This is a genomic window from Aeromonas sp. S41-2, assembly GCF_027705845.1.
Taxonomy (GTDB): domain Bacteria; phylum Pseudomonadota; class Gammaproteobacteria; order Enterobacterales; family Aeromonadaceae; genus Aeromonas; species Aeromonas hydrophila.
In genome coordinates, this window is sequence record NZ_JAPDCG010000012.1 from 77,704 (window position 1) to 96,411 (window position 18,708).

Annotated in this window: 19 protein-coding genes; 10 read left to right on the forward strand and 9 right to left on the reverse strand. The window is 58.1% G+C overall.

Annotation, left to right across the window (positions count from 1 at the left end; genetic code table 11):
* Positions 1–39: 39 nt before the first annotated feature.
* Entirely contained in the window at positions 40–417 is a 378-nt protein-coding gene (locus tag OKC44_RS20055; protein WP_011704051.1) for a VOC family protein, read from the forward strand.
* A 114-nt stretch (positions 418–531) separates the two neighbouring features.
* Here OKC44_RS20055 and gyrB read toward each other — a convergent pair whose 3' ends face one another.
* The 4 genes from gyrB to dnaA form a co-directional block, all read right to left on the reverse strand.
* Positions 532–2,943: a DNA topoisomerase (ATP-hydrolyzing) subunit B gene (gene gyrB / locus OKC44_RS20060; protein WP_011704050.1), complete on the reverse strand. Its 2,412-nt coding sequence runs from the start codon at positions 2,941–2,943 to the stop codon at positions 532–534.
* Positions 2,940–4,043, reverse strand: coding sequence for a DNA replication/repair protein RecF (gene recF, locus OKC44_RS20065; protein ID WP_011704049.1), 1,104 nt, complete (start codon positions 4,041–4,043; stop codon positions 2,940–2,942). The genes gyrB and recF overlap by 4 nt, the downstream gene beginning before the upstream one ends.
* Positions 4,044–4,045: 2 nt before the next feature.
* The gene (dnaN, locus tag OKC44_RS20070; protein WP_011704048.1) at positions 4,046–5,149 is read right to left on the reverse strand and encodes a DNA polymerase III subunit beta; all 1,104 of its coding nucleotides are present in this window, start codon (positions 5,147–5,149) and stop codon (positions 4,046–4,048) included.
* Between the two features lie 148 nt (positions 5,150–5,297).
* A complete protein-coding gene (dnaA, locus tag OKC44_RS20075) occupies positions 5,298–6,668 on the reverse strand; it encodes a chromosomal replication initiator protein DnaA (RefSeq protein ID WP_005307141.1) in 1,371 nt (456 codons plus the stop codon).
* A 313-nt stretch (positions 6,669–6,981) separates the two neighbouring features.
* Between dnaA and OKC44_RS20080 the strand changes: the two genes are divergently transcribed.
* The 9 genes from OKC44_RS20080 to OKC44_RS20120 all read left to right on the forward strand — a co-directional run bounded on the left by OKC44_RS20080 (position 6,982) and on the right by OKC44_RS20120 (position 14,633).
* Complete coding sequence (locus OKC44_RS20080; RefSeq protein WP_005307144.1) at positions 6,982–7,740, forward strand: amino acid ABC transporter substrate-binding protein; 759 nt, start codon at positions 6,982–6,984, stop codon at positions 7,738–7,740.
* A complete protein-coding gene (locus OKC44_RS20085) occupies positions 7,741–8,409 on the forward strand; it encodes an amino acid ABC transporter permease (protein WP_011707929.1) in 669 nt (222 codons plus the stop codon). It begins immediately after the preceding gene.
* A gap of 87 nt (positions 8,410–8,496) precedes the next feature.
* Positions 8,497–9,231, forward strand: coding sequence for an amino acid ABC transporter ATP-binding protein (locus tag OKC44_RS20090; protein WP_270814771.1), 735 nt, complete (start codon positions 8,497–8,499; stop codon positions 9,229–9,231).
* 269 nt (positions 9,232–9,500) lie between these two features.
* On the forward strand, positions 9,501–9,635 hold the full coding sequence (rpmH, locus tag OKC44_RS20095; protein ID WP_005307156.1) for a 50S ribosomal protein L34: 135 nt from the start codon (positions 9,501–9,503) through the stop codon (positions 9,633–9,635).
* Complete coding sequence (gene rnpA, locus OKC44_RS20100; protein WP_011707927.1) at positions 9,635–9,994, forward strand: ribonuclease P protein component; 360 nt, start codon at positions 9,635–9,637, stop codon at positions 9,992–9,994. Before rpmH ends, rnpA begins: the two co-directional genes overlap by 1 nt.
* The gene (gene yidD, locus OKC44_RS20105; protein WP_010635605.1) at positions 9,961–10,209 is read left to right on the forward strand and encodes a membrane protein insertion efficiency factor YidD; all 249 of its coding nucleotides are present in this window, start codon (positions 9,961–9,963) and stop codon (positions 10,207–10,209) included. The genes rnpA and yidD overlap by 34 nt, the downstream gene beginning before the upstream one ends.
* 5 nt (positions 10,210–10,214) lie before the next feature.
* Positions 10,215–11,861: a membrane protein insertase YidC gene (gene yidC, locus OKC44_RS20110; RefSeq protein WP_011707925.1), complete on the forward strand. Its 1,647-nt coding sequence runs from the start codon at positions 10,215–10,217 to the stop codon at positions 11,859–11,861.
* A gap of 109 nt (positions 11,862–11,970) precedes the next feature.
* Complete coding sequence (gene mnmE, locus OKC44_RS20115) at positions 11,971–13,332, forward strand: tRNA uridine-5-carboxymethylaminomethyl(34) synthesis GTPase MnmE (protein ID WP_270814773.1); 1,362 nt, start codon at positions 11,971–11,973, stop codon at positions 13,330–13,332.
* Between the two features lie 161 nt (positions 13,333–13,493).
* Positions 13,494–14,633 (forward strand): site-specific integrase, encoded by a 1,140-nt coding sequence (locus OKC44_RS20120; RefSeq protein WP_047439882.1) that lies wholly within the window; start codon positions 13,494–13,496, stop codon positions 14,631–14,633.
* A 201-nt stretch (positions 14,634–14,834) separates the two neighbouring features.
* Here OKC44_RS20120 and repC read toward each other — a convergent pair whose 3' ends face one another.
* The 5 genes from repC to OKC44_RS20145 form a co-directional block, all read right to left on the reverse strand.
* Entirely contained in the window at positions 14,835–15,635 is an 801-nt protein-coding gene (repC, locus tag OKC44_RS20125; protein ID WP_052200084.1) for a replication protein C, IncQ-type, read from the reverse strand.
* Between the two features lie 25 nt (positions 15,636–15,660).
* A complete protein-coding gene (locus OKC44_RS20130) occupies positions 15,661–16,539 on the reverse strand; it encodes a helicase RepA family protein (protein ID WP_323136994.1) in 879 nt (292 codons plus the stop codon).
* A complete protein-coding gene (locus OKC44_RS20135) occupies positions 16,526–16,861 on the reverse strand; it encodes a helix-turn-helix domain-containing protein (RefSeq protein WP_015848536.1) in 336 nt (111 codons plus the stop codon). The genes OKC44_RS20130 and OKC44_RS20135 overlap by 14 nt, the downstream gene beginning before the upstream one ends.
* Positions 16,862–17,101: 240 nt before the next feature.
* Positions 17,102–17,704 carry a hypothetical protein gene (locus OKC44_RS20140; protein ID WP_047439890.1) on the reverse strand — a complete coding sequence of 201 codons (603 nt, stop codon included), beginning with the start codon at positions 17,702–17,704 and terminating at the stop codon, positions 17,102–17,104.
* A gap of 20 nt (positions 17,705–17,724) precedes the next feature.
* Entirely contained in the window at positions 17,725–18,507 is a 783-nt protein-coding gene (locus OKC44_RS20145) for a hypothetical protein (protein WP_047439892.1), read from the reverse strand.
* Between the last annotated feature and the right edge of the window lie 201 nt (positions 18,508–18,708).

The window sequence follows — 18,708 nt, forward strand, 5'->3', positions numbered from 1 at the left end:
CGGCGCCGATGCGCCATCTCATCAGCAAGGAGCATCACCATGTTAGTCCCCCAGTTCACCATCCTCTATGTTGCCAACCCGGCTCGCAGCACGCTCTTCTATCGCGAGCTTTTCGGACGCCCACCGGTGGAGGAGTCCCCCACCTTTGCCATGTTCGTGTTCGAATCGGGCGCCAGACTGGCACTTTGGTCCAGCGCCACGGTCGAGCCTGCCGTGACCCAAACGGCCGGGGCCATGGAGCTGGCCTTCGCCCTCCCCAATGATACCGCGGTCGATAGACAGTCTGCCGAGTGGCAGGCACGCGGGCTCACCCTGATCCAGGCGCCGACCCGGATGGAGTTTGGCTACACCTGCATGGCGCTCGATCCGGATGGCCATCGTCTGCGCCTCTACTGCCCGGCCCCCGAACTGGGCTGAGCCGGCACTATCAAGACGGAGCCATGTTTCACGTGGAACGTGCCACCTCCTTCGCCAGAAAAAAAAAGCCGCTCACAGGGAGCGGCTTTTTTATATCGAGCTGACAGCGTCGAATTAGACGTCGAGGTTGGCAACGCGCAGGGCGTTGGTCTCGATGAAGTCACGGCGTGGCTCAACGGCATCACCCATCAGGGTGGAGAAGAGCTGGTCGGCACCGACGGCATCGTCGATGGTGACGCGCAGCATGCGACGGGCTTCAGGATCCATGGTGGTTTCCCACAGCTGGTCCGGGTTCATCTCGCCCAGCCCTTTATAGCGCTGGATGTAGATGCCGCGCTTGCCTTCGCCCATCAGCCACTCGACCGCTTCGACGAAGCTGGCGACCGGCTTCACCTTCTCGCCACGCTTGATGTAACCACCTTCCTCGATCAGGTTGGCGATCTCCTTGCCCAGCGAGACCAGTTGACGGTACTCGGAGGATTGCAGGAAGTCGTAGCTGAGCGGGTATTCGCGGTCGACCCCGTGCTGGCGTACCACGGCGTGCGGCACGAACAGACGGCGCTCTTCGTCGTGGCGAACCTGCATCTGGTACTGGATGCCATGGTTGCTCTCGTTGAGCACGGCTTCCATGCTCTGGCACCAGGCCAGCAGATCGCTCTCGCTGCTCAGCAGCGCTTCGTTCAGCTCCGGCTGATAGATCAGCTGGGTCAGCACGGCTTCTGGCGCGCGGCGAGACATGCGGGTGATCAGGTGAGACACCGAGCGATGCTGGTTGACCAGACGCTCCAGCGCCTCGCCACCGATGGCCGGGGCAGACTCGTTGACGTGCAGGGTCGCACCGTCCAGCGCCATGGCGGTCTGGTACTGCAGCAGCGCATCTTCGTCTTTCAGATACTGCTCCTGCTTGCCCTTCTTCACCTTGTAGAGCGGCGGCTGGGCGATGTAGACGTAGCCACGTTCGATGATTTCCGGCATCTGACGATAGAAGAAGGTCAGCAGCAGGGTACGAATGTGCGCACCATCGACGTCCGCATCGGTCATGATGATGATGTTGTGATAACGCAGCTTGTCCGGGTTGTACTCGTCACGACCGATGCCGCAGCCCAGTGCGGTGATCAGGGTGCCCACCTCCTGGGAAGAGATCATCTTGTCGAAACGGGCCTTCTCCACGTTCAGGATCTTGCCCTTGAGCGGCAGGATGGCCTGGTTCTTCCGGTTGCGACCCTGCTTGGCGGAACCGCCAGCAGAGTCCCCTTCCACTATGTAGAGTTCGGAGAGCGCCGGGTCTTTTTCCTGACAGTCGGCCAGCTTGCCGGGCAGACCGGCGATATCCAGCGCGCCTTTGCGGCGGGTCAGTTCGCGGGCCTTGCGGGCCGCTTCGCGGGCACGGGCCGCATCGATGATCTTGTTGACCACGATCTTGGCGTCGCCCGGGTTTTCCAGCAGGAAGTCGGCCAGCTTCTCACCCATCGCCTGTTCGACGGCGGTCTTCACTTCGGAAGAGACCAGCTTGTCCTTGGTCTGGGAGGAGAACTTGGGATCCGGTACCTTGACGGAGATAACGGCAATCAGACCTTCACGCACGTCGTCGCCACTGGCGGCAGACTTGGCCTTCTTGCTGTAGTCCTCTTTGTCCATGTAGGAGTTCAGAGTACGGGTCAGCGCGGTACGGAAGCCCACCAGGTGGGTACCACCATCGCGCTGCGGAATGTTGTTGGTGAAGCAGTAGACCCCTTCCTGATAGGCGTCGTTCCACTGCATCGCTACTTCCACACCGATGCCATCCTGCTCGGTGGTGAAGTGGAACACCTTCGGGTGGATCGGGGTCTTGTTCTGGTTCAGGTATTCGACGAACGCCTTGATGCCGCCTTCGTAGCAGAAGTGCGCCTCGCGGCCGTCACGCTCATCCAGCAGGCGGATGGAGACGCCGGAGTTGAGGAAGGAGAGCTCGCGCAGACGCTTGGCCAGGATCTCGTAGTGGAACAGGGTATCGCTGAAGATGGTCGGGCTCGGCCAGAAGCGGACTTCGGTCCCGGTGCCGGTGCTGTCGCCAATCTGCTTGAGCGGTGCCTGCGGCTCACCCAGGTGATAGGTCTGCTCGTAGACATGGCCGTTGCGACGGATGGTCAGCAGCAGCTTGTCAGAGAGGGCGTTTACCACGGAGACGCCGACACCGTGCAGGCCGCCGGAGACCTTGTAGGAGTTGTCGTCGAACTTGCCGCCCGCGTGCAGCACGGTCATGATGACTTCGGCAGCGGAGCGACCCTCTTCCGGGTGGATGTCGACAGGAATACCACGACCGTTGTCACGGACGGAGACGGAACCGTCGGAATGGATCTTGACCTGAATATCGGAGCAGTAGCCGGCCAGAGCCTCGTCAATGGAGTTGTCGACGACCTCGAACACCATGTGGTGCAGACCCGAGCCATCATCCGTATCGCCGATATACATCCCCGGGCGCTTGCGGACCGCATCCAGGCCCTTCAGTACCTTGATATTCGAGGAGTCGTAAGTATTTTCACTCATAGCTTACTCTCTGCCTTCTCTAACGTTTCGGAGATCTTGCCTTGTTCCACGTGGAACAACTTGCAGTCATTCGCATCCATCATGTCTGCGAGCTGACCGGTGTCGATGGCGGTAATGAATACCTGGGACGCACACTGCTTCAGCCTTGCGGCCAGCAACCGGCGCTTGTCGACATCCAGTTCAGAGGCAAAATCATCAATTAAAAAAATACAGCCACGGCTGCTATGTTGATTCAAATAGAGCCCTTGGGCCAGTCGCATGGCACAGACCAGCAACTTCAACTGACCCCTGGACAAAATATCCTGAGCGGGGACGCCGTTCGCCTTGAGTCGCACATCGGCCTTCTGTGGGCCTACTCCTGTGTAACCCAGCGCCCGATCCCGCTCAAACCCCGCCTCCAGCAATGCATTGAGCGGGGTATCTTTTTCCCAGCCTCGATAGAATCCAAGGCTGATATCGAATTCCGGCAAAAAATCCGCCGTCATCTCCTTGATCAGGGGCGTAATGGCCTGACAATAACTGGCGCGAAACTCGGCCAATTCACCGCCCAGCCGTACCAATTCCTGATCCCAGTACGCCAGCTGGCGATACTGGCTGCTCTGACGCAGCAGCGCATTGCGCTGTTTCAGCAGCCGCCGCACTCGCCCCCACAGGGAGAAGAAGGTCGGCTCCTGATGAAAAACACCCCAGTCGAGCCAGGCCCGACGAGCCTGAGGCCCGCCGGTCAGCAGATTGAAGCCATCCGGATGGATCAATTGCACCGGCAGCAATTCGGCCAGCTCGGCCAGACGCTGGGCCTGGGCACCGGCGATCTTGAGCTGGGTCTCGCCACTCTTGTCCTTGGCGAGGCCGATGGGCACCTGGCGCCCTTCCAGTTCGCACTGGGCGAACAGGGTAAACGCCCTCTCCCCCTGGCGGATGACCCGCCCGGTCAGGTGAGTACGAAAGGAGCGACCGAGACCGAGGTAGTGAATGGCTTCCAGCACGCTGGTCTTGCCGCTGCCGTTGCACCCGACCAGGATATTGAGGCCGGGCGACAGCGCGAGACTGGCCTGCTGGATATTGCGAAAGTCGCTGAGCTGGAGTTTGACCAGGGACACGACTAGATCCGCATCGGCATTACCACGTACTGAGCATCCTGACTGTCAAAATCCTCAATAATGGCGCTGCTGATGGAATCGCTCAGGCTGATCCGGATTTGGTCACATTTTAACGTATTCAGCACGTCCAGCACATAAGAGACGTTGAAACCAATCTCCATCTCGCCGGCTTCGTATTGTACGTCAAGCAGCTCTTCGGCTTCTTCCTGTTCCGGGTTGTTGGCGGTGATGCGCAGCAGGTTTTCCTGCAGATTGAGACGCACCCCACGGAATTTCTCGTTGGAGAGGATGGCGGCACGGGCAAAGGCCTGGCGCAGATCCTCACGACCGGCGATCAGGGCCTTGTCGCTGTTGCGCGGAATGACGCGGCGCCAGTCCGGGAAGCGACCGTCCACCAGCTTGGAGGTAAAGATGAAGCCATCCAGCGCGGCACGCAGGTTGCTGCGGCCGATCTGCAGCCGTACCGGCTTGTCTTCCGCTTCCAGCAGGCGCACCAGTTCCAGCACGCCCTTGCGCGGCAGGATGACCTGATGATCGGGCAGCGATTCCGTTACCACCTCGCGGCGGCAGGTCGCCAGCCGGTGACCGTCGGTCGCCACGGTACGCAGGCCGTGGCCCTCGCTCTCAAACAGCATGCCGTTCAGGTAGTAACGCACGTCCTGGCTGGCCATGGAGAACTGGGTGGCATCGATGAGCTTTTTCAGCTCCAGCTGGCCGATGTCGAACTCGAGCACGGATTCCCAATCCTCGATGTTCGGGTATTCGGTGGCCGGCAGGGTCGACAGGTTGAAGCGGGAGCGGCCGGAACGGATGATCAGGCGCTCACCTTCGGTATTGAGGCGAATGTCCGCCCCCTCCGGCAGACCGCGGCAGATGTCCAGCAGCTTGCGCGCCGGCACTGTGGTGCGGCCATCCTGACTGTCGCTGTTGAGATAGACCTGACCGATCATCTCCACTTCGAGGTCGGTCCCGGTCAGTGACAGCAGACCGTTGCTGACATCCAGCAGCACGTTGCCGAGAATTGGCAGGGTCGGCCGGCCACCGAGGGCACCGGACACCAGTTGCAGAGGACGTAACAGGGCCTCACGGCTAATTTCGAGCTGCATCTGTGCTCTCCGTTGTTATTAGGAGGAAAAGGTTCGGATCAGGTTGGAATATTCGAACTGCATCTGTCCACTCCGTTCCGCTATTAGGAGGAAAAGGAGCGGATCAGGTTGGAATATCCTGGCTGCATCTGTGCTCTCCATTCCGTGATCAGGACGAAAGGGTACGGATCAGGTTGGAATAGTCTTCCTTGATGTCGTGACTCTCTTCCTTCAGCTGCTCGATCTTGCGGCAGGCATGAAGCACGGTAGTGTGGTCACGACCACCAAAGGCATCACCTATCTCCGGCAAGCTATGGTTGGTCAGCTCCTTGGCCAGCGCCATCGCCAGCTGGCGTGGACGGGCAACGGAGCGGGAACGCCGCTTGGAGAGCAGATCCGCCAGCTTGATCTTGTAGTACTCCGCCACCGTCTTCTGGATGTTGTCGATGGTGACCAGCTTCTCCTGCAGCGCCAGCAGGTCGCGCAGCGCTTCGCGCACGAAGTCGATATTGATCGCTCGACCGGTGAAGTTTGCGTTGGCAATCACCCGGTTGAGGGCACCTTCCAGCTCGCGCACGTTGGAGCGCAGCCGTTTGGCGATGAAGAAGGCCACTTCGTCCGGCAGGTGGATCTGGTTCTCGTCCGCCTTGCGCATCAGGATCGCCACCCGGGTTTCCAGCTCCGGCGGTTCGATCGCCACCGTCAGGCCCCAGCCGAAGCGGGACTTGAGACGATCTTCCACCCCGTTGATCTCCTTCGGATAACGATCCGAGGTCAGGATGATCTGCTGGTTGCCTTCGAGCAGGGCGTTGAAGGTGTGGAAGAACTCCTCCTGGGAGCGCTCCTTGTTGGCAAAGAACTGGATGTCATCGATGAGCAGGGCATCGACGCTACGGTAATAACGCTTGAACTCTTCAATGGCGTTATTCTGCAGCGCCTTCACCATGTCCTGCACAAACCGTTCGGAGTGCATGTAGATGACCTTGGCGTCCTGCTTGCGCTCCTTGATGGCATTGCCAACGGCATGCAGCAGGTGGGTCTTGCCCAGACCGGTGCCGCCATAGAGGAACAGCGGGTTGTAGGCCCCGCCCGGATTGTCGGCAACCTGACGGGCAGCCGCACGGGCCAACTGGTTGGACTTACCCTCGACGAAATTCTCGAAGGTATAGTTCACGTTGGTGTTGCTCTTGTGGTTCGGCTCGGGTTTGGCCTCGGCCTTGCTTTCCCAGCTCTTCTGCGAGTTATTCACAGGATCCGCACCCCGCGCTGGCGCTCTGGCGACCGCGACGGGATGGGGACGATTACCGATGTCAAAACGCAGAGTGGGGCCGTCGACCCCGCAGAGTTCATTGATGATGCCGTTCACCCGGATGAGATACTTGTCTCGAACCCAGTCCAGAACAAAGCGATTCGGTGCATACAGGGTCAGAGTATTGTCACTCAACTCCGCTTGAAGCGGCCGGATCCACATGCTGAATTCTGCCGAGGGCAACTCATCTTGCAGCCGGTTAAGGCACTGCTGCCATAGCGAAGCAGTCACTCTAAACTCCCGTCGATTGATTAACTAAAGACCGGCTATTCTACGTTTTTAGCGGCTGGATCTCTAGCCGCGACCTCGCGGATCCAGCAAATAAGATCCTTGACTTTCAAGGATCCAGCAGCGCCGAATCCGATTTCATCCCCAAAGTTACCCACAGCCAGATCCATCGACAGGGGCACCAAAGATCCAGACCTGAAGCGGTTATTTTATATAACCAAATATCATTTATTCTTTAGCTTTTATTCCAATAACATCAGCGCAAATCCAGTGTTTACAACTAAAAATACAGAACAACAGAGAGAGAGGAATCCCCATGACGTCATCCATCAAGCTGGTCTCCGGCGCCGCCATTCTGCTGGCCGCCCTGTCCGGTCAAGCCATCGCCCAGGAAACCATCAAGGTCGGCATGTCCGGCAAGTACTTCCCGTTCACCTTCGTCAAGCAGGACAAGCTGCAGGGCTTCGAGGTGGATATGTGGAACCAGATCGGTGAGCGCACCGGCTACAAGGTCGAGTTCGTGACCGCCAGCTTCTCCGGCCTGTTCGGCATGCTGGAAACCGGCCGTGTCGATACCATCTCCAACCAGATCACCATCACTGACGAGCGCAAGGCCAAGTACGCCTTCTCCCAGCCCTATGTCTATGACGGCGCCCAGATCGTGGTCCGCAAGGGCAACAGCACCATTCACGGCATCAAGGATCTGGAAGGCAAGAAGGTGGCTGTGAACCTGGGCTCCAACTTCGAAGAGCTGCTGCGCAAGAATGACCCGAACAAGAAGATCGACATCCGTACCTATGACTCCGCCTTCGAGCAGGATGTCGCCCTGGGCCGGATCGATGCCTTCGTGATGGACCGCGTCTCCACCGCCCAGCTCATCAAAGAGTCCAAGCTGCCGCTGCAGCAGGCCGGCGCACCGTTCGAAACCATCGAGAACGCCCTGCCCTTCCTGAAGACTCCTGAAAAGCAGGCGCTGCTGAAGAAGGTCGACGATGCCCTCACCGCCATGCGCAAGGACGGTTCCCTGCGTCAGATCTCTGAAAAATGGTTCGCTTCCGACATCACCGACAAATAAATGATGGAATTTGACCTCGAATACACGCTGGGGCTGTTTCCCATCCTGCTCAAATATCTGGGCACCACGATGGAGATGGCCCTGTGGGGATTCGTCCTGGCACTCGTACTGTCGCTGGCCCTGGCGATAGTACGGGTGTTTCGCGTTCCCGTGATCCACTGGCTGGCGATGCTCTATATCTCGTTTTTCCGGGGTACACCGCTACTCGTCCAGCTGTTCCTGCTCTATTACGGGCTGCCGCAGCTGTTCCCCATCTTCGTGGGGATGGATGCCTTTACCGCCGCCATCGTCGGCCTGACCCTGCACTTCGCCGCCTACATGGCCGAATCGATCCGCGCCTCCATCATTGGCATCCACAAGAGCCAGATGGAAGCCGCCCTCAGTATCGGCATGAGCCGCTACCAGGCGATGCAGCGCATCATATTGCCGCAGGCGGCCCGCATCGCGACGCCATCGCTGATGAACTACTTCATCGACATGATCAAGAGCACCTCACTGGCCTTTACTCTGGGGGTGGCCGAGATCATGGGTAAGGCACAGATGGAAGCCTCCTCCTCCTTCAAGTTCTTCGAGAGCTTCATGGCGGTGGCGCTGGTCTACTGGGTGGTGGTGATCTTCTTTACCCGCTTGCAGCACCTGCTGGAAGTGCGGCTCAACCGCGCTTATTAGGGGGTTGCCATGACAACGCAACCGACCCGCCTGCCATGCACGCAGGCAGTACGCTTTAACACTGCGCCTGTTTAAAGGAGGGCCATCATGATCAAGTTAACCGGCCTGTCCAAGGCATATGACGGCAATCTGGTGCTGAACAGCATCGATCTGGAGGTGAAAAAGGGGGAGATAGTGGTCATCATAGGCCCCTCCGGCACCGGCAAGTCGACCCTGCTGCGCTGCCTCAACCTGCTGGAGACCCCGGATGCCGGCAACCTCGCCATCGACGATCTGCAGCTCAACCTGGCCAAAGCCAGCGAGCAGCAGGCGATAGAGCTGCGCAAGCGGGCCTCCTTCGTGTTCCAGAACTACGCCCTGTTCGCCAACAAGACGGCGCTGGACAACATCGCCGAAGGGCTGATCACCGTCTGGAAACAGCCGAAGGCAGAGGCCCGTGCCACCGCCCTCGGCATCCTCAAGGACATCGGCCTAGCCGACAAGCAGGACGCCTATCCGGCTTCCCTGTCGGGCGGTCAGCAACAACGGGTCGGCATCGGCCGGGCCATGGCCGCACACTCCAAGGTGATCCTGTTTGACGAGCCCACGTCGGCCCTCGACCCCGAGTGGGTCGACGAGGTACTGGGCCTGATGAAGGAGCTGGCCCGCCAGCACCAGACCATGGTGGTGGTAACCCATGAGATTGAATTTGCTCGAGATGTTGCCGATCGGGTGATCTTCATGGAGGGGGGCCGGATCGTGGAACAGGGCCCGCCGGATCAGATATTGGTCGATCCGCAGGATCCCCGCACCCGGGAGTTCCTGCGCAAAGTGCTTAAATAGCTCTCTCTTTGGCGGCATTGCCGCCTTTTTTATTGGAGGATCCTTGTTAAACACCGGGTTGCCAGTATAATCCGGAGCCCTCGATCCTCTGGATCCTCACTGCCGGTTCGGGCCTTTGCAAGGTCAGGGCAGGAAGAGAGGGAACGGCGGATTGACTAAAAGCCGAACTCTGTTTAGAATTCGGCCTCTTTTGCTAGTCGTCACACGCTATAGCTGGCGCGTCGGCTAAGTGTGACAATCAAAACTGTACAGAAATACGGAATCGAATCATGAAACGTACTTTTCAACCGTCCAACCTGAAGCGCAAGCGCTCTCACGGTTTCCGCGCCCGCATGGCAACTGCCAACGGTCGTAAAGTTCTGGCCGCTCGTCGTGCCAAGGGTCGTGCCCGCCTGGTAGTCTAATGCCTACCCAGCACACCTTTTCTCGGGAGTTACGTCTGTTAACTCCCGAACACTTCAAACGCGTTTTCGCCGAGCCTGTCCGGGCCGCTTCTCCGCAAATTACGCTTCTCGCCTGTCCCAATACCCTCGAACATCCTCGCCTTGGTCTCGCTGTGCCCAAAAAAGCACTCAAGCGTGCCGTCTGGCGCAACCGTGTAAAACGGGTGGTTCGGGAAAGTTTCCGCCTCAATCAGGCCAATCTGCCCGCTATCGACATCGTCGTGATCGCCAAGGCCGGTGTGAAAGAGATGGATAACGAGGAACTGTTCAAGTTACTGGAAAAGCTATGGCGCACTCTGTCACGCCGTTGCAATGGGTAGCTGTCAAACTGATACGCCTGTATCAGCTAATCATTAGCCCGCTGCTCGGGCCGCGCTGCCGTTTCACTCCGACTTGTTCCCAATTTGCGATAGAAGCAATCCGACTTCACGGTTTCATAAAAGGCGTTTGGTTAGCCAGCAAACGTCTATTAAAATGCCATCCCTTATCCGAGGGTGGTTATGACCCGGTTCCGCAACCAAAGCGAAGAAACTGAAGACTATGGAATCACAACGCAATCTCATCCTGATCGGTTTGCTGTTCGTGAGCTTTTTGCTCTGGCAACAGTGGGAGTCCGACAAGGCTCCGAAGCCGGCCCCGACTACCGTGGCCCAAACCGAACATTTCGTACCTGAAGCCGGTCAGACCGGTGATATTCCTCAGGTTTCCGAGCAAGCCAATGCGAACACCGCACGCAAGCTGATCACCGTCTCCTCCGACGTGCTCAAGCTGACCCTGGATACCCAGGGTGGCGACATCGTCTCTGCCGATCTGCTGGCCCACAAGCTGGAAGAAGGCAAGGATCAACCGTTCGTACTGCTGACCAGCCAACCTGAGCACCTCTATGTTGCCCAGAGCGGTCTGGTTGGTCGCAATGGTCCTGACAGCCAGGCCCAGGGTCGTCCCACCTACGAAGCCGCCCAGACCAGCTACCAGCTGGCCGATGGTCAGGATCAAGTCGTCGTACCGATGACCTGGACCGACAGCAAGGGCGTGGTCTTCACCAAGGAGTTCGTCCTCAAGCGTGGTGACTACGCCGTTGGCGTCGATTACAAGATCGACAACAAGTCCGCCGAGCCGGTCCAGGTGCAGTTCTACGGTCAGCTGAAGCAGACCGTGACTACCCCGAAAGACCAGCAGGGTCATGCCATGGTGGCCAGTGCCTACCGTGGTGGTGCCTTCTCCAGCGAAGATACCCGCTACAAGAAGTACACCTTCGACGAGATGAAGGATGCCGACCTGAACAAGACCACCAAGGGTGGTTGGGTCGCCATGCTGCAACACTACTTCGTCTCTGCCTGGGCACCGAATGCCGACGATACCAACAGCTTCTACAGCCGCGTGATCCCTGGCAAAGACCAGGCCATCATCGGCTACAAGGCGCCTCTGGTTGACGTGGCTGCCGGCCAGCAAGCCGAAGTGACCAGCAAGCTGTGGGTAGGTCCCAAGCTGCAAGACCAGATGGCCAAGGTGGCAAACCACCTCGACCTGACCGTCGACTACGGCTGGCTCTGGTTCATCGCCCAACCGCTGCACTGGCTGCTGACCGTGTTCCACGGTTTCGTCCAGAACTGGGGGGTGGCCATCATCATGCTGACCCTGCTGGTACGCGGCATCATGTTCCCGCTGACCAAGGCCCAGTACACCTCCATGGCCAAGATGCGCATGCTGCAGCCCAAGCTGGCCGCACTGCGTGAGCGCTTCGGCGACGATCGCCAGAAGATGTCTCAGGGCATGATGGAGCTGTACAAGAAGGAGAAGGTCAACCCGCTGGGTGGCTGTCTGCCGATCCTGGTGCAGATGCCGATCTTCATCGCCCTCTACTGGGCACTGATGGAATCCGTAGAGCTGCGCCACGCACCGTTCGCCCTGTGGATCACCGACCTGTCGGTGAAGGACCCCTTCTTCGTGCTGCCGATCCTCATGGGTGCGTCCATGTGGTACCTGCAGAAGATGAGCCCTACCACCATTACCGACCCGATGCAGCAGAAAGTGATGCAGTTCATGCCGATCATCTTCACTTTCATGTTCCTCTGGTTCCCGGCAGGTCTGACCCTGTACTGGCTGGTGAGCAACGTCATCTCCATTACCCAGCAGACCATCATCTACCGTCAGCTGGAGAAGAAAGGCCTGCATACCCGCAGCTAATCGCTCCCGATGGCAAGATGGATGACAAAAGAGGCGGCCTTCGGGCCGCCTTTTTTATTACAATGACCCCACTGCTGTGAACCATCAGCGAACAAATGAGCCAAGCAAGATGACTACAGATACCATCGTGGCCCAGGCCACCGCCCCCGGCCGGGGTGGCGTCGGCATAGTCCGCGTCTCCGGTCCCGCCGCCGAACAGGTCGCCGAGATAGTGCTCGGCAAGCTCCCCCGGGTGCGTTATGCCGAATATCTGCCGTTCAGGGATGAGCAAGGCCAGCCGCTGGATCAGGGCATCGCCCTGCTGTTCAAGGCTCCCAACAGCTTCACCGGCGAAGATGTGCTGGAACTGCAGGGCCATGGCGGCCCGGTGATCATGGACATGCTGGTACGCCGCATCCTGCAGATAAAAGGGCTGCGCCCTGCTCGTCCCGGCGAGTTCAGCGAACGCGCCTTCATGAACGACAAGCTGGATCTGGCCCAGGCCGAGGCCATCGCCGACCTTATCGAGGCGTCCAGCGAGCAAGCGGCCCGCAGTGCCATGCACTCCCTGCAGGGGCAGTTCTCCGGCAAGATCCAGCAGCTGGTGGAGAGTCTCACCCGGTTGCGTATCTATGTGGAGGCCGCCATCGACTTTCCGGACGAGGAGATCGATTTTCTCTCCGACGGCAAGGTGGCGGGCGATCTCTACGCCATCATGGCGGAGCTCGATGACGTACGCGGCGAGGCCAAGCAGGGTGCCCTGCTGCGGGAAGGGATGAAGGTGGTGATCGCCGGTCGCCCCAACGCCGGCAAATCGAGCCTGCTCAACGCCCTGGCCGGCCGCGAGTCGGCCATCGTCACCGAGATCGCCGGCACCACCCGCGACGTACTGCGCGAGCACATCCATCTGGATGGCATGCCGCTGCACATCATCGACACCGCCGGCCTGCGCGATACCCAGGACAAGGTGGAGCAGATCGGCATCGAACGTGCCTGGGCCGAGATTGAGCAGGCCGATCGGGTGCTGTTCATGGTGGATGGCACCACCACGGCTGCGGTCGACCCGCGGGAGATCTGGCCGGAATTTGTTGATCGGTTGCCAAAAAAGATCGGCCTCACCGTGGTGCGCAACAAGGCCGACCTGACCGGTGAAGATCTGGCGCCGAGTCATGAGCTGGGTCACGCCGTCTATCGCATCTCCGCCAAGACCGAGCTGGGGCTGCCCGCCCTGCGCGAGCACCTGAAGGCCTGCATGGGCTTCCAGGGCAACACCGAGGGGGGCTTCATGGCCCGCCGCCGCCACCTGGATGCGCTGGAGCGTGCCGCCGAGCGGCTGCTGGTGGCCAAGGAGCAGCTGGAGGTGTTCGTGGCCGGTGAGCTGGTGGCCGAAGAGCTGCGCCTGGCGCAGGAGTCCCTCTCCGAGATCACCGGTGAGTTCAGCTCCGACGATCTGCTTGGTCGCATCTTCTCCAGCTTCTGCATCGGCAAGTAATGTGGTGAAAAATCAGCAATAAAAAGCAGCCATAAAGAACATAAGACATTGTAAATATTGGACTTTGTTTTTACTGGCTGTTCTTACCTGATCTTGTTTCGTGAGAATTTACCCCGAGAGTACCCCGAAGTAACCTCTTGGGGTACTTTTGGGGGACACTCATGAAGATCAGCATCGAATTCCGCGAACCGGACGCCGAAGGCAAGCGCACTGCGCGCTTAACCTACTACGCCGGCTCCTACCTTGATCCCGCCACAGGCATCCGCAAGCACAAGCGCAGCAGAGAGCCCCTGGATCTCTTCCTGTACGACAAGCCGCGTACCCCGGCACAGCGGCTTCACAACAAAGAAACCCAGCGGGCAGCCGAAGCCATTCGCGCCAAGCGGCTCTTCGAATACGAGACCGGCAAACACCATCTGGATTTATCGAGCGCCCACAAGGCCAGCTTCTTTGAGTACTTCCAGGAAGTGACCGACCAAAAGGCGGCAGGCAGCAAGAGCAACTATTCCATCTGGGTGTCTACCCTCAAGCATTTGCGCCAGTACCATAAACTGCCTGATTTGACTTTCGAGGAGGTCGATCAGCTGTTCCTGGAGGGTTTTCGGCACTACCTGATGCACAAGGCCCGCACCAAAAGCGGCACGCCACTGAGCCGCAACACCCAAAGTGCCTACTTCAACAAGTTGAGGGCAGCCCTGAACCAAGCAGAGCAGGAGCGGCTGCTGATGGATAATCCGGTACGACGCGTCAAAGTCATCCAGGGGGAGAAGAACAAGCGGGTTTATCTGACCGAAGATGAGGTTCGGGCCATGGCCCAGGCTGAGTGCCGCTATGACGTTCTTAAGCGCGCCTTTCTGTTCTCTTGTTGCACTGGCTTGCGCTGGTCCGACATTCACAAGCTGACCTGGGCCGAGCTGGAGCCTTTCTATGGCCATTACCGTATCGTCTTCACCCAGAAAAAGACCAGCGGCCTGCAATACCTGGATTTGAATGACATGGCGATGCAGCTGATGGGGCGCTCAGGCAAGGCAACAGAGCGGATCTTCAAGGGCCTCAAGTACTCGGCTTGGCACAACATGGAGCTCACCCGGTGGGCGTTGCAGGCGGGTATAACCAAGAAGGTAACCTTCCACAGCGCGCGTCATACCTTCGCCGTCATCCAGCTTAACCGCGGCGTCGATATCTATGCCCTCTCCCGCTTGCTGGGACACAGTGAGCTGAGAACCACAGAGATCTATGCAGACATCCTTGAATCACGGCGTAGAGATGCCATGCTCGATTTTCCCAACGTATTGGAGTGATAGAAGCACCCTCGACGAGATCATGGCCAGGAAGAGCCAACAAATAGGCCAGCGCGACCATGCGCTGGCCTAGATTATCTTAGATAATATAGATCGGATTTCAGGATCGCCCTGCAGCCCAAGCGGTAACTGGGTTTCACTGAATTGGCTTGTGACCGTTATCGTGAACTTTGTGACCACTTTCGTGATAGTTTGTGACCGTTATCGTGATAGTGCAGGCCGGCCGATGGTAAACCGCCCCTTGGCATGTTCGCAGATAGACCAGCCCAAAGCAGTCAGCTCATCCAATGCCTTACGAACTCTTGATTGCCGCTTGCGATGGGTGGCCGTGCTGACCTCATCGGGAAAGGCATAAGCGACCAAGGTGTCTAACTGCACTGCCCTTTTCTGACCACAATCCACCCAGGCACATAGCCGCTGATGCAACAACCGAGCGATGCTGCCATTCAAGTGCCGAACTTCTGTCATGTCGATACGAACATGGCGACCATTACCCATAATGGCGTAGGTCAGCAAGGGATTAAGCGCCAAAAAAAGTCCATCAGTCTGAGTGTCACTGACATAGTTCGCCAATAAGCGAAAGCCGCTACGCTGGCCAGCCACCTTTGCGATCACCGACACCTTCCACAATCGCTCGATACAGCAACGTACAGTATTGGTATCCCGAGGATTGGCGTATCCAACCTCCTTGGCCAGTTTGCGCAGGCTGCTTCTGACCACCAATACCCTTTGCTGGTTGGCAGCCCAACGAAGATCCAGAAGATCTCGCAATATCGCCCCAGTTTCGCTCACCGCAACTGGCTCAATCTCGTTACTTTGTGACTCAAGTCCAGCCAGGGCAACCAACCCCTGAAGCACACGGAGGTCATCTGCACCCAGCGGCTCAGGCCCGGAGAACTCGATCTGATTGCCACCACCGAAACGGTAAATCACCTCCAGCTTGTCACGGCGGCGTTGGCCATGCGAGATCGCCCTAAACAACCCGGGTGCAAGACAGTGCATATGGTCATGCCTAGCATGAGTCAATTCAAAGCAAGACACGTTTGCCTCCCGCTCGGCGTGTTACGCCCAACCTAGCGGGAGCGGGATACAGCACGCCACCTTCCCCCCGCACCAACCAGCGCTCCGGTAGTGGCGGCCCATAATTACTTTTGCTTACCCCAAACCGCACGTGAAGCTTGCTCTTCTCTGCCGATACTCCCAGCTGCTGCGCCTCTTTCTTGGTCATAGTGGCGAGGTAGCCCTGCCAGCGCACATTGTCTACCAGCACCGACGAACCACGGCTTGCCTGCTGCAGATCGCCAACTTCTTGGAATACTGCGGATTTGCTGGTGTGGTGTACAAACAACACAGCGCATCCCAGCCTCATGGCCAGCCGCTCCAACTGACCCAGTACCTGCGTCATGGCACAGGCCGCGTTCTCGTCGGCATCGTGGAAGCGCCTCAAAGTATCGATGACAATCAACCTCACCCCTTCAGCCCATATAGCAATCGCTTCCCACCAATGGCTATCCAGCACATTCGGACTGGAGCCCTGCAGCGGTATAAGACGAAGGTTTCGTTCGACGTTGGCACGAAGTTCAGCATCAAGACCTCCGCCCAAGGCAAACAAGCGCTGGTGCAGTACAGGCCAAGGGTCCTCAGCAGGCAGGTAGAGCACGGTTCCCCTGCCCAGCTTGCCAAGTCCAATCCAATCCGGCCCACCGGCGATCTGCATTGCCAGTTGCAATGCCAACATCGATTTGCCCACCCCTCCCGGTGACACCAACGCACCAACGCAGCCAACAGGCAGCCCCGGTAGGACAAAATCGAGGGGTTTCGGAGGTTCAATAAAAGCCGACCGGAGATCCCGGGGGCAGAGAGATGTAATCAGATCCTGTGTCATACCCACCTCACAACCGCCCATGGCTAGCTTGCCGCACACGCTTGGTTACATGCTCAGTGAGTTCGGCGTCTGGTGAAATGCGGTGGGAGAGCAGCCAGTCCAGCAGCTCAACGCGCTTGAAGTAGATCTTTTTGCCTTGTGGCTTGTAATGCGGCAGACGCTTTTCACTGGTCAGCCGGTACACATAGCAGACAGAAACCCCCAGCAACTCAGCGCACTCCTCGGCAGAAAGCACCTCTTTTTGCGCCTGTCCTTGCTGGATTACCAACTGCTTAAGCTCATAAAGCTCTTTCAGGATTGCCCCATTCGGATCACTGAAAACTGACGAATTTTGTTCGCGCATGCAGATTGTCTCCTAGTTACAAACATCAGCATGCAAGAGCGTACCGGGGACCTAACGAAATCCAGACCGCTGTAAGTGCCCGTTTTGGGCACTTACAGCGTTTTCTGGAAAATTTTCGGATGTGAAATTTAAGATGGGAACAGGAAGGGGGGTTGGTAGAGCCAAATGACATTTGGGCGAGAGACCGCCAGTAAAGTCATTAGGCTCCACTAGGTTGGCTATCCCAAGCCAACCACAGGCTCAGCGATGGTTCATTTCTTTGATCCAATCGGCCACGCTATCAGGGTCGGCAAGCAGCTGGGCGAGCGGCAGATGATTGGAGCAGATCTCAAGCTGATGACATTTGTCACTTTGCTGCCAGTCAGGTTGATGAGCAGGCCAGCTAACCTGCTTGAGCAGATCCCAGAGGTGGTTATCACTATCCTGCAGGCAACGGTACAGATTTACTTCAACCACGGCGTTGCCAGACAGTTGCAAAGGATCAGGCTGACCCTTCGTATGTGCACGCAAGGCTGAGTTTTGACGGAAATCATCATCGATATAGAGGCGAAAAATCAGCGTCTTATCACCTTGCAGAGCCTTATCGCCATTCCTGTCCCGGTAAGCGTGATTCGATGCAAACAGTGGCAGATAGTCCCATGCCCAGCTGCTGGAAGGGCGGGTTCCTGAGCGGCAGGGGCGGCTATTTTCGCTGGGCTCCCAATACCAGAACTCGGCGTCCAGCGCCTGACTGGCGATCTGATCGAATAGCGGGAGGATACGCTGGTAGAAACCGGCTGCGAGTCGGTGAGCTTGTTGCAGTTGGGTCACCAGCTGGGTGGTCTGTTCAAGATCGTGTGGCATGACGGCATCCTTAGCCAGAGTCAGTGATTCAAAAAAGAGAAATCGGGGCGAGATAGGTGGAATGTCCCGGCATAATCGAGCAGAGCAGCCCAACCAGTAGGCTCAGCGGGTGGGGTAATTTGCCGCTCTGACATCACCCCGCAATCCAGATCCAGCCGCCCTGCGTAGGCAAACAACGGCGCCCATTCAGGTACCACCGGGGCCATGCCAAACAGCTCAAACGCCTGCAGCCACTCATCGCGGATGGCGCGATCCTGACGGCAGGATTCAAACTCGGAGGCAGTTTGCAGATAGCGGCGCAGTGGCTCCCATTCACGCAAGGTCATCTGGACAAAGCGCTTCGGCAGATCGGGGGGAGACAGCGGAGCGACAGGGATATTGCCAAGTGCCACGTAATAGAGCCGGTCTTCATAGTCATCAAACTCGGCTTCACTGACCACAGCATTGACCTGCGCCAGCCACTGCTCCCGATACTGGTCGCCACCGAACGGGGGCTTCACCTCGATAACCACCAGCGTGTCGTCAAAGTGGAGCAGCACATCGGGCTCGACATAACGGCGATCCTGCAGCGATACCAGTTTTGGCCACAGCTCCAGCCGTTGAAAGCTGGCCGGGTCTAGCGGATTGTCACCGAGTAGAAAGTGCAGCACGGCCCCCAGAGTACCGTCCGAGAGGTGGGGCAGACGGCCAAAGAAAGTGGCAGTTAGCAGATCTTCGCTGCCTTTAAACAGGTCGCGCCAGCGCAGGGATTCCCCTTCCCGCTCGATACGCCCAGCCTTGCCATGCAGGATTGCATGTAGCATCGCAACTCCTTGTAATATTGATATTTCAAGCAGGCTCTCACTTAGCTGAAGAGCCTTCGAGATCCTGCTTTGATATCCACTCGACTACCACTCTATCCATCACAAAATGGGGTAAAAATGTTTGACTGAAAGAGGGCGTCTCTTTAAGGTTTCCCGCAACATGACCCCGGCCTCTTGGTTGCTTTGCAACTTACGCCGGGG

Bases quoted from the DNA above. Each gene is read 5' to 3' on its own strand.
- OKC44_RS20055 (WP_011704051.1), top strand. From the start codon at position 40: ATGTTAGTCCCCCAGTTCACCATCCTCTATGTTGCCAACCCGGCTCGC.
- gyrB (WP_011704050.1), bottom strand. From the start codon at position 2,943: ATGAGTGAAAATACTTACGACTCCTCGAATATCAAGGTACTGAAGGGC.
- dnaN (WP_011704048.1), bottom strand. From the start codon at position 5,149: ATGCAGCTCGAAATTAGCCGTGAGGCCCTGTTACGTCCTCTGCAACTG.
- OKC44_RS20080 (WP_005307144.1), top strand. From the start codon at position 6,982: ATGACGTCATCCATCAAGCTGGTCTCCGGCGCCGCCATTCTGCTGGCC.
- OKC44_RS20085 (WP_011707929.1), top strand. From the start codon at position 7,741: ATGATGGAATTTGACCTCGAATACACGCTGGGGCTGTTTCCCATCCTG.
- OKC44_RS20090 (WP_270814771.1), top strand. From the start codon at position 8,497: ATGATCAAGTTAACCGGCCTGTCCAAGGCATATGACGGCAATCTGGTG.
- rpmH (WP_005307156.1), top strand. From the start codon at position 9,501: ATGAAACGTACTTTTCAACCGTCCAACCTGAAGCGCAAGCGCTCTCAC.
- rnpA (WP_011707927.1), top strand. From the start codon at position 9,635: ATGCCTACCCAGCACACCTTTTCTCGGGAGTTACGTCTGTTAACTCCC.
- yidD (WP_010635605.1), top strand. From the start codon at position 9,961: ATGGCGCACTCTGTCACGCCGTTGCAATGGGTAGCTGTCAAACTGATA.
- yidC (WP_011707925.1), top strand. From the start codon at position 10,215: ATGGAATCACAACGCAATCTCATCCTGATCGGTTTGCTGTTCGTGAGC.
- mnmE (WP_270814773.1), top strand. From the start codon at position 11,971: ATGACTACAGATACCATCGTGGCCCAGGCCACCGCCCCCGGCCGGGGT.
- OKC44_RS20120 (WP_047439882.1), top strand. From the start codon at position 13,494: ATGAAGATCAGCATCGAATTCCGCGAACCGGACGCCGAAGGCAAGCGC.
- repC (WP_052200084.1), bottom strand. From the start codon at position 15,635: ATGCACTGTCTTGCACCCGGGTTGTTTAGGGCGATCTCGCATGGCCAA.
- OKC44_RS20130 (WP_323136994.1), bottom strand. From the start codon at position 16,539: ATGGGCGGTTGTGAGGTGGGTATGACACAGGATCTGATTACATCTCTC.
- OKC44_RS20135 (WP_015848536.1), bottom strand. From the start codon at position 16,861: ATGCGCGAACAAAATTCGTCAGTTTTCAGTGATCCGAATGGGGCAATC.
- OKC44_RS20140 (WP_047439890.1), bottom strand. From the start codon at position 17,704: ATGCCACACGATCTTGAACAGACCACCCAGCTGGTGACCCAACTGCAA.
- OKC44_RS20145 (WP_047439892.1), bottom strand. From the start codon at position 18,507: ATGCTACATGCAATCCTGCATGGCAAGGCTGGGCGTATCGAGCGGGAA.